This is a genomic window from Amazonocrinis nigriterrae CENA67 (genome assembly GCF_016056305.1).
In the GTDB taxonomy this organism is placed as follows: domain Bacteria; phylum Cyanobacteriota; class Cyanobacteriia; order Cyanobacteriales; family Nostocaceae; genus Amazonocrinis; species Amazonocrinis nigriterrae.
Genome location: NZ_JAECZC010000001.1, coordinates 251,755 through 264,409, shown reverse-complemented (window position 1 = coordinate 264,409; position 12,655 = coordinate 251,755). Strand labels below are relative to the sequence as shown.

Here is a 12,655-nt window from a genome sequence, read left to right as displayed (position 1 = left end):
CTGGGTACTAGGAAAGAATCATAAAATCTCTCAATTCCCCATGACCCATTCCCAATTCCCAATTTACAAGTAATGTATGATTTTGCGTAAACGCTGCTGCATATAAGGCGTAACTATTGAACAGTCACTGTATAAATTATTTATGGATAGCGAGTGTAGGGGTAATTTGAGAAAATCTTTTTTTGCGTCTGAGATTATTGGCTGAAGATAGAGGCGCTATTTGCAATATACTAGTAAATTCAAATAATCAACCGCTATCAGATTCAAGTAAACCAAGAGCTAGTGCATCCAGATTGCCAGAAAATTAAATTAATTTTTATAGTTAAACCAACTATACTCACCTAGAAGTTAGGAGTTAGTCAGTGGTCAGTAGTCAGTAGTCAGTAGTAATAAGAAATACAACTAACAACTGACAACTAACAACTGCCCAAAACTTAACACTCAAATATGTAATATACATAATAAATTTTCATTCCTGCCGTCGATATCATTATTTAAATATGTGGTCTGAACTCACAAAAGCGATCGCTACTTTTGACATTCCCGCTGATTGGATTGGCATTAGAGTTGTTAAAGAAAATTCCACTACCCGTTATGTTCGTGATGCTTTACCCCAAGTAAACGGCAAAACCTCCACTATGGGAGCTATGTTGGAAGTTTTGGTGAATGGGTGTCTTGGTTATGCAGCTACCAACTCTTTAGAATTATCATCCTTACAAGCTGCTGCCGAAACAGCGTATAAACAAGCACTGGCTGCTAGCTTGTGGTGGATATATCCCTTCCGTGAAAGTGAACGCCCTAAAGTTGTGGGTGAATATAAATCTTCGTTTTTACAGTCATTAGATACTCTCAGTCCTGGGGAAATCAACGATTTACTGATTCGCATTTGCCAGGGTCTAAAAATTAACGACAAAATTGTGCAAACCAGCGCCAGCGCCACTACTAACGAGCGAGAGAGTTGGTTTGTGAGCAGTAATGGCTCAGAAGTGTATCAAAAAATCATATCTTTAGAAACTAATTTCGGTGCTACTGCCGAAGATGGGGGAATTGTCCAGCAACGCAGTAACAATGGTTGGCAAGCACACTCTTACCAAGGCGGGTTAGAACTTTTACAGATACAAGACTTATGGCAGCGGGTGCAGCAAATTGGTGAACAAGCAATAGAACTATTGACAGCAGAAGAATGCCCAACCACACGCACCAATTTAGTTTTAGCTTCAGACCAAATGATGCTGCAAATCCATGAAAGTGTGGGGCATCCCCTAGAAATCGACCGGATTTTAGGAGATGAGCGTAACTACGCTGGAGGTAGCTTTGTTAACAAAAGTGATTTTGGCAAACTAGTATATGGTTCGCCGTTAATGAACATTACTTTTGATCCCACCGTACCGGGGGAATTTGCCAGCTATAGCTTTGATGACACAGGTGTTGTAGCAACACGGGAGTATTTAATTAAAGAAGGTGTACTTCAGCGGGGTTTGGGCAGTTTGGAGAGTCAAGCAAGAGCTGGTGTACCGGGAGTAGCTTGTGCGCGTGCTTGCTCATGGAATCGTCCGGCGATCGACCGCATGGCAAACTTAAACTTAGAGCCAGGAAACGTCAGCTTTGAAGAAATGATCACTGGCATAGAACACGGCGTTTATATGGAGTCTAATCGGTCTTGGTCAATTGACGATCGCCGTTATAAATTTCAGTTTGGTTGTGAATATGCCAAATTGATTGAAAATGGTAAATTTACCAAAACCCTGCGTAATCCTAACTATCGAGCTACAACTCCAGAATTTTGGCATAGCTTAATCCAAGTAGGGGATGCTGCTAACTGGCAAATGTACGGTACTGCCTCTTGTGGCAAAGGCGAACCAAATCAAGCCATTTCCGTAGGACATGGTTCACCTGCTTGCCTATTTGCTAACGTCGAAGTTTTTGGTGCAGGAAGTTGAAAAAGGGGGAAGTTAGGAGTTATTTGAAATATTTGTCAGGACTTACGCAGCGAGATTATTTGTTGAGGTCGGGAATAGAGCAAACGGGCAAACGGGCATTGGGGATCTTTTTCTGCCCCATGCCCCAGCAAGAGCCTAAACCCTTTATTTCTCGTTTACCATGTGTAAGTCCTACTTGTTTTTCAACATCTAATACCAATTTGAAAAATGATTCCGACAGATGGATTGTCCAAAAGCTCAGCTACTAACTCTTTCACAATCCCTTCGGGTGACGCTCGCGCTTTTCGCACTTCGCTCTTGAGATCGGCAGTTGCTCCACTTGGGGAACCACCCCCGTGGGCGGGTCTCCCGACAGCCAAAGGGAGTGGCGTGAAACTCCAAGACCGCACTGCAAGAGGATAGAATTTTTATTTTTTATAAATTAAAAATGCAGAACCAATTGGCCCAAAGTTTTCTACATATATTTTTTGATTGTAATATAATCCAGGAGACATTCCTCCATCAAATAACATTCCTTCTTGAATATTACCTAAACAATTATTGCGTGCTATACCTTTAAGAACATCATCGAACATATCTGGCTGCAATTCTTGATTCACTGGGGAAACCTCAATCTTGGAATTAGCTTTTAAGTCATTCACTAAAAGAATTACATAGCCTTTATTAGTAATAGCTACCATAGAGCGATTAGTCGCTTGTTTACAAGCAAATTCTCCTAAAGCTTGACAAATATCTTTGAAATTCGCTTGTCGATAGAATCTACCATTACCTCCTACTAAATTGTAATTAAGAAGATTCATTTCTCTTCTACCAGTTTGAATAGTAGCCTTTCGCTCTCGCGGTTGACCTCCTGAAATACCGAAAGAAGAACGCTTGTTTTTAAAGGCTCCTGAATACTCTACACCACGAGAAATATTTAAGCCTTGGGGTTTATCATCAGTGCCTATATAATCCGCGTTAATTGCTGCTAAGGGCCTTTGCCCATTTAATGTAGAATTTTCGTCAGTAATGATTTCACGAAAAGTTTTTGGCACATATTCTTTACGGAAATTTCCCCTAGCATCCTTAGCATAAAGTTTATGAGATAAGCCCACATTGACTTTAAAATCTAATGATGGTGATTTGGGATTAAAAATGATTACATGGTTTATACCAGTTTCAGATTTATTACCCAGATTATTTGTCTTGAAAAACTCAATACCAAAATTTGGATCTTCACCCGGACAACTTTTAGAGAGTTTCGGCGCTGAATTGGCCTCAATTGCTTTACAACCTGACAATAAGCATATAGTAATCACAGATAAAAAAACTATTTTTTTGATAGACATATTATTAAAAAGTAATAGGTTTTGCTTTCATGTTGCTACACATGGGGTGCAGGGGAAATGAGGGGGATGAGGGGGATGAGGCAGATAAGGGAGAAATAACAACTGACAATTAAAACTAAAAACCCGCTACAGAACGACTATAGCGGGGAATAATTCAAAATTTCAATCTGGGGTTATCTAACATCCACAATCATCTGTAAGTTAACAGATGTAAGTTAGGAGAGCCATTCTAAAACAGCTTCTTCCTTAGTATTGGTATTTCTGGATGGAGTTTCACGATTAAATTTCATGTGAATTGATCGTGTTTGTTCACCATCGGCAGCAACAGCCAGAATCGGATAGTCAATTAAACCATCTTGGAAGGACATCTGGAAGCGGAATGTACCATCTGGATTCAGCTTAATTGGACGACCGCCAATTGTCACGGTAGCATCGGGTTCAGTTGCACCATAAACAATCAACTCAGCATCAGCAATTAACCAGAACTTGCGAGGACGCACTGGTACGGCGGAAGCAGAGAAGCCAACACCAGACATACCCACACCAGATGCAGTCAATCCTGAGACAGTGGGAACTGCCCACAGACCTACACCAGATGGGAAGATGTAAGAACTAATTGCTTGTTCAGGACGTACAGAACCTGGTACATGCTGCTGAGAACCGAATAGAGAACCAGCAACCCGTTGTGCTTCGGCAGATTCAGCCAAGCCAAAGATTTGGTCGTAGATGGGATTACCGTTGCCATTGGCCGTAGCTGCAAATTTCTTGGCAGGAGGTACGAGTTCGTATACAGTCTTACTACGCAAGTCTTCTTCAAAGTTAACGGTGACGAAGACATCCTCAATCCAATCGGATGGATAAACAGGAGGAATGTGTACGCGAGCAGAACGAGCTAATACTAACCAACGTCCATCAACAGCACGGTAGCCGATGTCAATGACATAATCGCGATCGCTTACTGGAACTGGTATATACCATTCCCTTGCTAGCTCATCAGCAGGATATTCCTGAATGCTGTGTGGGCTTTGGTGATCGAGATTGATGTCGGTAACATCATAGATCCTCAGTGCCAGTTGTTGTCCCCCTTGTCGGCGCAGTTCCTCTTTATGTTCATTGGGAACATCCCAGTAAGTGTAAGCCCACTGAGGATCGCGGGGTAAAAGTACAATCCGGCTTTCACCGTAACCTTGTGGCAAATCTGCGAGTCCTTCATCAACATCAGCCAGAGAGCCACCGGTACGATCTTCTTGTCCTAGTTCAAATTTTGCTGCTTCCACGGTTTCCTGTGCCTCCAGTGAACGAGATGGGCTAAGCGAAACTTTGTTGCGCTGGACTTCTTGAATCGCTGCCAGCAGTTGAGATTTACGCATTCGGCTATAGCGAGAGATGCTACATTCGCTGGCAACTTTTCGTAGTTGCCTCAGTGTCATCTCTTCTAGCGGTGGGCGTTCTTTTGCCATGAATTTGGCCTCCAGTAGTTTGAAAGGTAAATGATATCCCCGGGTTTTAAAGAATGCTGAGCTAATACGCGTCTAAATTACACTTTTTTGATAAATGTGTCAGTTGTCATTAGTCAATAGTAATTTGCTATTCACCACTGACTATTGACTGATGACAAGCTTAACGATTGAATATGTACTTTAAATGCGAATAGCTTATGCATAATGTCATCCACCCCAGATGAATTTCTTATTCCTGACTCCTGGTTTTGCCCAGTTTTTAACGTTTACCAGTTAACAGTTATTAGTTATTTAGTTATCAGTCTGAAGTTAGTTGCTGGTGAAGCATTCCAACTATTTGCCTGATAATTTTTGACTTTTCACTGTTCACTGATTTGAAGTTTTTTAGTGTGATTTTAAATTGAGGTTCACTCCCTTTCAATTCCTTATTAATGCCAAAATCAGCATTTCTTTGGGATCGGAGGAGTTCTTGTTGTTAAATAAATATTAACCAGTAACCCTGTGTTGGGATCAAGGGGTTTGACGGCACTTTTTGACCTGTTCCACGAATTTATCAGCCCTTTCGGGATCAAATTGTCATGATTTCATAACATATATGGTTGGAGCTACTCTGGGATCAAGAGTATTTGTCATGCTTTTATGACAATTTAATTTGGGATGAGCCAAATACCGGAATCCATAAAGGAAGGGCAACAAGTAATAACAGAGTGGAGAGAATGATAAAGTAAAATCCAGTTGAGAGAAATGAGTGTGGATTAGATAAGGAGCGATCGCCAAGCCCACAAAACCTGTATTTCCCAAAACAGCGCATAGTAGAACACTGCATTGAGTAGAAGATTTAAGCCAATAGCTAGAAAGTGATAGTCAGCGGTCATTGCAGAGTAACTTGTGGTTACAATCAACAACTGACCTTTACGGGTGACGCTCGTTTTGACGATCCTTCTCCCAAGGGGAGACGCTACGCGTAGCTTGCTTCTGCGTAGCAGTACGTTGCTACCGCTTCGCGGTAGTGGGGCGACTGTCGCCAAAGCCGTCCCACTGCCTCACAACTGACAACTGACAACTTAGCCTCAAAACTCTTGCTTAGCTTAGTAGACAACTAACATATTCTGAATGCGCCACACACCTTCCTGTCGAATCAAATCATATCGAACGCGCAAACTTTCATCAGAAGACTTTTTTCTTTGACCGTTTTCATAGAATTGTGTTGCTTCCTTCACCGTGGCTTCTACGATTACGTGGTCTGAGTTTGTCTGAGAATTATTGAGAGATTCCACCTTGACGCTGTGGTTGTACTTGCGATAACGGTTGTCTGCCCTATCTTGCTGAGCTACTAATCGCCACTGAGATAAAGCTGAACCAGTTAAAATATTCTTTAATTCATCAATTTCATGGTTGGGGCCTAAAGCGGCAGCTTTGGTAGAAAGCCAAGTCTCAATCACTTCTTCTGCCGTCGTCGCTGTCAGAGGCCCTTCTGGTGATTGCAATTCGCTACTGCTGTCAGGAATAGGTATTGGTGGTTGGTTCAGTTTTAGAGCTAATTGTTCACCTTGCAAAGCTGGTGCAGGCGACAACAGATTTTTCAGCCATCCAAAAGTTGTGGATATTAATAACCACAAAACTAGTATACCCAACAAAGAAGCAAATCCCATCCAAATTAATCGGGTTTTTCCTTGTAAGCTGTTGGCAATGGTTCGCCTTTGCTCTTGATAACGCTGGCGATTTTCCCGACTAGCGCTTTGAGTTGGCTTTCGCCTTCTTCGCTTTTGGGTTGGACGGGGTGGAGAAGATTTGGCTGAGCCATTCAGGTTTTGATTAGTAGCTCTAGCAGTGCGTTCAGCAGTAGAAAGCGGCCCCATAGTTGTTTTTGGTTTAGCACTCCCCGCAGATGAGGGAGTTGGTGATGTATTTGGTCTGCTTGTGGAAAAGTTTGAATACTCAGGTCTTTTATAGTTTGGTGTATCTGGTAACTCTGGGTCAGAAGTTGGATTTTGATGGAATTGTTGAGTAGTGCCAGTGGAATAACTGCGGTGACGGTAACTATTTGTCTGGGGTTGGGAAAAAGATTGACGATTAATGACAGCCCACTCATTAGTGGTTTCAGCGTCTGTGGGTAAGCCTTCTAAATAAGCTTGTACCTGTTGGTTAGCAAAGTAATCTTTCAGTAAAGCTTGCTGCCTAGACAAATCTCGAAAGTGGGGAAATACTTCAGTTTGTAACCATTGTTCTGCGTATAAACACAGCCCTGGGAGCAAGTCGGGAGAGTCTTGAGATTTTTCCCGGATATAAACTAAGACTTCGTACTCTTGACTGAGTTCTAAAACACGAGTAGCTTCTTCAGTTTGTCCTAGTAATAACGCGCATAACGATTGTTCTAAATGTACATCTTGGCGCTTGCCCAGATGTATAAGCATTTGCTTAGCCTGACGAATTAAAGCTGGTTGACGTTGGGTAAATCCGCGTGCTATCAGGGCGTAAACAGCCAAATAGATGGCAACAGCAGAGGGACGCCTGCTTTCTGCTTCAAAGAGTTTGTGTTGTTCTGCGACTGTGAGGTGGTTACGTAATTGCTGAATAAAGCGCAGAAAATCATCAATATTTAAACCTGATTCATCATTGCCACTACCATCAATGCCACCGCGATCGCTTAAAATACCATGCAATAATTCTAAGCCTTGGCGGCGTTCGGCTGTCTTTTCTAGAGGCAGTGCCAATAATTCTAAAATCCGATAGGGTCGTAGCTTGTAAAGATCAGCCTGCATTTCAGCTTGTACACTAGGGAACAAGCCTTCACGAGCTAGCATTTCTTGACCAGTTTCCAAGGAAACGGCAGCATTTTCATAGTGACCCTGTTGCCATTGCTCACGGCCTAGTTCTAAGCAAGCTAGAGCAACAGTTAGTACAATATCTGGATGCTCAGCACTTTCAGTGAATTCTTCAGTTGCCAGATTATTGTCTGTTCTGGCGACTCCTGTACCGTTTTGGTTTGATAAGTACCCATAACCTAGTTTTAGTACTAGTTCGTATTCTCCTAATTCTTGGAGAACTAATAAAGCACCAACTAATTCTTCTGGGGCAATGTCGATACTGAGACTTTGAGTGTCAGGATCGCTATTGCTGCTTTCAGTACGGTCTGCCAATGCTACCCTGGTGGTAGCATTGCCATCAGGATCATAGGCATGAGCAAGATAAATTTGGTCGTAACTGCTACGTTCTTTTGGATCTGATAAAACCACGTAAGCTTCTTCTATTAATTGTTTGCGAGAAGAAATAGCTGCTACTGAATACTCTCGTCGCGGCAATTGTACAATGCGATCGCTGTATGCCTGCCGCAACTGTTCATCACTTGCCGCTAATGGTAGTCCTAAAATTCGGTAGTAATCTAGCGGAATTCGCACAGCCTACTTCCCCTGCACCGTGATCAACATAAATTAACCTAGAGCATTCCAGGCATGTAAAACCGTGCCATAATAAAACGGTTATAATACCGTGAGTTACCTACACTATAAAGTGTACGTTGCAACAATTAGTTTTATCTCTTCCCGAAATTAGAATCATATTTTAGTACTAACTTTTTGTCATCGCCTAGAAAGCGCTGACACATTGTCTTAATTCTTAGTATTTTCGCCGCTAATAACTGGTATAAGCCTTCAGCACTATCTTTGAAACCATAATGACCTTTGTTAGTGGTACAGAAGTTGTACTAGCACCCAATGTATAAGTTATGGTATTTTCAATAACTGCCTGCTTACACGGTCAGAGAAACACCACAAGGGTAGATTTGATAACTTAAAGAACAAGATGCTATCATGACTTGCACTTTAATTACAACTATCCACCCAGAGAATAAGGGTTTTTCTGTCTATTTCTTCTAAACTGTTCATGGATATGCAGAAACCGAGATATTCTGTTTGATAGCTTATAAACTAAAGCGGGAAATGGAAAAACTCAACAGAGTAACTGTTGCTGTTGGGGTGAGAGCCTCATTGAGGTAGTCTGAAAAATCAGAAATTCGCACTTTTCATCCTGCCTATTCTCCATAATCCTTTTTGGTGCATAACTCGCATAAATCTAAGTTTGCTGAGGTTGGTGGCTCCAGCACATTCAAAGCTTGGCAAAAGCAGATAATGTGTGAGAGCATCCCATTTTTTGAGATAGTAAATTGCAGTTTTACTACAGGAATAGTAAAAAAATATATGGTTCAAGAACGGACGTTGCCTACATTTAATGCTACCACCACCCAGATTACTAAAGAAGAAGGGTTACGGTTGTACGAGGACATGACACTAGGGCGCTTATTTGAAGATAAATGCGCTGAGATGTACTACAGAGGCAAAATGTTTGGTTTTGTCCATCTTTACAACGGTCAAGAAGCTGTTTCAACTGGTGTCATTCAGGCAATGCGTCCAGGAGAAGATTTCGTAGCTAGTACCTACCGCGACCACGTTCATGCTTTGAGTGCGGGAGTACCAGCAAAAGAAGTGATGGCAGAGTTATTTGGTAAAGCCACAGGCTGTAGCAAAGGACGTGGTGGTTCCATGCACATGTTTTCTGCCAAACATAGGTTGTTAGGTGGTTATGCTTTTGTCGCTGAAGGTATTCCGGTAGCGGCTGGTGCAGCTTTTCAAAGTAAATACCGCCGAGAAGTGTTAAAAGATGAAACAGCCGACCAAGTAACAGCTTGCTTTTTTGGGGATGGTGCTGCTAATAACGGTCAGTTTTTTGAAACCTTGAATATGGCAGCTTTATGGAAACTGCCAATTATTTTTGTGGTAGAAAATAATAAGTGGGCGATCGGCATGGCTCACGAACGGGCAACTTCTCAGCCAGAGATTTACAAAAAAGCCAGTGTGTTTAACATGGTGGGCGTAGAAGTAGATGGAATGGATGTGCTAGCAGTGCATACCGTGGCTCAAGAAGCAGTCGCCCGCGCCCGCAAAGGAGAAGGGCCGACATTAATTGAAGCGCTGACCTATCGTTTCCGGGGACATTCTCTGGCAGACCCAGATGAACTCAGAAGCAAAGATGAGAAAGAATTTTGGTTTTCTCGTGACCCAATTAAAAAGCTGGGTGCTTATCTGGTAGAGCAAAATCTGGCAGATGAAGATGAACTCAAGGCGATTGAGCGTAAAATTCAGGATGTAATCGACGATGCGGTGAAATTCGCCGAAAGTAGCCCTGAACCAAACCCCAGCGAATTGTATCGCTTTGTGTTTGCGGAAGACGAGTAAAAAGTTAGGAGTTAGGAGTTACGAGTTAGGAGTTAATACTGACAACTGACAACTAACAACTGACAACTCCTAACTCTCCCTCAACTTAGGACTAAAATTTGTGTTTACCATTGCAGTCAAAGAGCAACAATACAAAACCTACATCCTTTCTGATGAAACTGCGGCTTCTCAACTGGAAGTAGTGCCAGAACGCGGCGGTATTATTACTCGCTGGCGCATCCAAGGGCAAGAAATTCTCTATCTGGATACTGAACGTTTTGCTAATCCCGATTTGAGTGTTAGAGGTGGGATTCCGATTTTGTTTCCGATCTGCGGGAATCTACCAGACAATACCTACACTTACAAGGGTAAACAATACACTCTTAAACAACATGGCTTTGCCCGTGATTTACCTTGGGAAGTAACTGACCAAGTGACCCAGGATAAAGTTAGCCTTACCCTCGTCCTCAATAGCAACGAGCAAACAAGGGCAGTTTATCCTTTTGATTTTCAATTAACTTTCACTTACGAACTCCAAGGTAATAGCCTAGAAATTCGGCAGCAGTATAAAAATCTCTCGTCTACAGCTTTGCCATTTTCTAACGGTTTTCATCCCTACTTTGTGACAACTGATAAAACTCAGCTAGAGTTTGAAATTCCTTCCCAGGAATATCAAGACCAGAGAACAAAGGAAATTTATCCTTTTAACGGTAATTTTGATTTTAATCTGGATGAAATTGACGTTGCTTTTAAGCAGCTAAGCAGTAAATCTGCTGCTGTAATAGACAACAGCCGTAATTTCAAGCTGACTCTAGACTACGGCGACGACTACCCCATTTTGGTGTTTTGGACACTCAAAGGCAAAGATTTCTACTGTTTGGAACCTTGGAGCGCTCCCCGCAACTCTTTAAACACCGACGAACATCTAACTGTGTTAGAATCAGGGGCTAGCTACACGACATCTGTAAGGTTAACGGGAAATTTTTTCTAAACCCCTTTACAAAACTACAAGTGTTTGTGCTATAATGGCAAAGTTGCCAAGGAAAACGAAAGGGTCGCTAACTCAACGGTAGAGTACTCGGCTTTTAACCGATTAGTTCCGGGTTCGAATCCCGGGCGACCCATAAAATAATCAAAGATGCTAGCTGATGCTTTGAAGGTGGAGTAGAGGCGAGTATTGTTGTAAATGGGAAGCTTAAGAAGGTGATCGCTCTATAAGGAAAATAATTTATTCCGCGCTGGTGCAACAGGAATATCTTTCCCCTTTTCTTGATAATCTTCTTTAACCAATTCCCAAGCTAATTTCAATTCCTCTAAAGCTTGTTGAGGTGTATCACCAAAAGCTGATATATTAGGCATTTCTTGAAAATGTGCCAGCCAGTCTCCTTGTTCATCAACATACAAATTAATCGTAAAACCATTAAAATCATCTTTACTTAAAGGCATTAGTCTTCTACCTCTTGATATTCAAAAAACTGCTGAATTTGATAGAGTTTTGCTTTTCCATCTTTGCGAGGCTGAATCGGTAAAGGTTGACCCTTGGGTGAATACCATAAGCGATGACTTCCTTTTTGACGGCTAAATTGCCATCCATTCTGGCTTAGAAGAGTTTCAAATTCATCAAAAGTCAGATTGTCTGGGCTGCTCTTAGCTTTTTGCCATAGCTTTTCTCTTTTAGTCATAATATTTATGATAATCAGGTTATAAAGTTCTTCTTGCTGGCTTTTTAAAAGCATAGGCTAACCCCAAGTACCATCGTTATGGTGAAAACACCTCCACAAAATTGGACAATTCCCCTTCTGGAAAATGGCGACAAACTCAACCGCTATGAATTTGAGCGACGCTACAACGCCATGCCTAACTTGAAAAAAGCCGAATTGATTGAAGGAATTGTCTACATACCTGCTGCTCTGCGTTTTAGAAGTCATGGTCAGCCGCATGGTAGGATTGTGGGATGGCTCGGTACTTACGAAGCTTCAACTCCTGGTGTGGCGTTGGGTGTTGAACCGACTGTCAGGTTAGACCTGGATAATGAACCTCAACCAGATGCAATTTTAATCATTGCGCCAGAAGCAGGTGGACAAGCAAGGTTGAGTAACGATGATTATATTGAAGGCGCACCAGAGTTAATTGTAGAAATTGCCGCTAGCAGCGTCGCCATTGACCTCCATGCCAAAAAACAAGCCTATCGCCGCAATGAAGTTAAAGAATATATTGTTTGGCAAGTCCTCGATCAGAAATTGACCTGGTTCTATCTAGAACAGGGTGAGTATCTAGAATTAGCACCTGATGAAGGAATTCTGCAAAGTCAGGTTTTTCCAGGTTTGTGGTTAGCTGTGCCAGATTTATTAGCAGGGAATATGCAGCGCGTATTGACTGTTTTACAAGCAGGTATACAGTCTCCTGAACATGCAGCATTTGTTCAAAGATTAGCGCCTTTTGTGTGAGGCGATCGCTTATTGAGCAAATTTTGGAGCGTGGGGAGCGATCGCTTTAATTATTTTGCATCCATAGCTACCAGAGTGACTAAACATAGGGTAGCTCATTGTACAGTAGTATAAAGTAACTCTAAAGCATATTTATATTAATATTGTCGTAAACTTTTTCAACATAAGCACACAACTCTAGTTATAATTTCCTATAAGTTGAAAAAACTCTTAAGATTTAGCGTAACTATTACGCTTCTCTGACACTGACTAGCTGACAACCATATTAGG

9 protein-coding genes and 1 tRNA gene are annotated in these 12,655 nt (G+C 41.9%); 5 read left to right on the top strand and 5 right to left on the bottom strand.

The window, feature by feature from the left end; translation table 11 throughout:
* Positions 1-500: 500 nt before the first annotated feature.
* On the top strand, positions 501-1,940 hold the full coding sequence (locus I8748_RS01105) for a TldD/PmbA family protein (RefSeq protein ID WP_198122847.1): 1,440 nt from the start codon (positions 501-503) through the stop codon (positions 1,938-1,940).
* Positions 1,941-2,347: 407 nt separating this feature from the next.
* Here the strand turns inward: I8748_RS01105 and I8748_RS01100 are convergent, their stop codons facing one another.
* The 3 genes from I8748_RS01100 to I8748_RS01090 all read right to left on the bottom strand — a co-directional run bounded on the left by I8748_RS01100 (position 2,348) and on the right by I8748_RS01090 (position 8,126).
* Positions 2,348-3,268 carry a phosphodiester glycosidase family protein gene (locus tag I8748_RS01100; protein ID WP_198122846.1) on the bottom strand — a complete coding sequence of 307 codons (921 nt, stop codon included), beginning with the start codon at positions 3,266-3,268 and terminating at the stop codon, positions 2,348-2,350.
* 215 nt (positions 3,269-3,483) lie between these two features.
* Positions 3,484-4,728, bottom strand: a complete 1,245-nt coding sequence (locus tag I8748_RS01095; protein ID WP_198122845.1) for a DUF4912 domain-containing protein — start codon at positions 4,726-4,728, stop codon at positions 3,484-3,486.
* A 1,088-nt stretch (positions 4,729-5,816) separates the two neighbouring features.
* The gene (locus I8748_RS01090; protein WP_198122844.1) at positions 5,817-8,126 is read right to left on the bottom strand and encodes an IMS domain-containing protein; all 2,310 of its coding nucleotides are present in this window, start codon (positions 8,124-8,126) and stop codon (positions 5,817-5,819) included.
* 798 nt (positions 8,127-8,924) lie between these two features.
* On the opposite strand from I8748_RS01090, the gene pdhA reads away from it, so the two are divergent.
* The 3 genes from pdhA (at position 8,925) to I8748_RS01075 (ending at position 11,062) form a co-directional block, all read left to right on the top strand.
* Entirely contained in the window at positions 8,925-9,959 is a 1,035-nt protein-coding gene (gene pdhA, locus I8748_RS01085) for a pyruvate dehydrogenase (acetyl-transferring) E1 component subunit alpha (RefSeq protein ID WP_198122843.1), read from the top strand.
* 100 nt (positions 9,960-10,059) lie between these two features.
* Positions 10,060-10,929 carry an aldose epimerase family protein gene (locus I8748_RS01080; protein WP_198122842.1) on the top strand — a complete coding sequence of 290 codons (870 nt, stop codon included), beginning with the start codon at positions 10,060-10,062 and terminating at the stop codon, positions 10,927-10,929.
* Between the two features lie 61 nt (positions 10,930-10,990).
* A tRNA-Lys gene (locus I8748_RS01075) sits at positions 10,991-11,062 on the top strand.
* 88 nt (positions 11,063-11,150) lie between these two features.
* On the opposite strand, the gene I8748_RS01070 is transcribed toward I8748_RS01075, so the two are convergent.
* Both I8748_RS01070 and I8748_RS01065 read right to left on the bottom strand, forming a co-directional pair.
* A complete protein-coding gene (locus tag I8748_RS01070) occupies positions 11,151-11,384 on the bottom strand; it encodes a type II toxin-antitoxin system HicB family antitoxin (protein WP_198122841.1) in 234 nt (77 codons plus the stop codon).
* Positions 11,384-11,674: a type II toxin-antitoxin system HicA family toxin gene (locus tag I8748_RS01065; protein ID WP_225896273.1), complete on the bottom strand. Its 291-nt coding sequence runs from the start codon at positions 11,672-11,674 to the stop codon at positions 11,384-11,386. The genes I8748_RS01070 and I8748_RS01065 overlap by 1 nt, the downstream gene beginning before the upstream one ends.
* A gap of 24 nt (positions 11,675-11,698) precedes the next feature.
* Here I8748_RS01065 and I8748_RS01060 point away from each other — a divergent pair, with 24 nt between their 5' ends.
* A complete protein-coding gene (locus I8748_RS01060; protein ID WP_198122840.1) occupies positions 11,699-12,385 on the top strand; it encodes a Uma2 family endonuclease in 687 nt (228 codons plus the stop codon).
* Positions 12,386-12,655 lie beyond the last annotated feature (270 nt).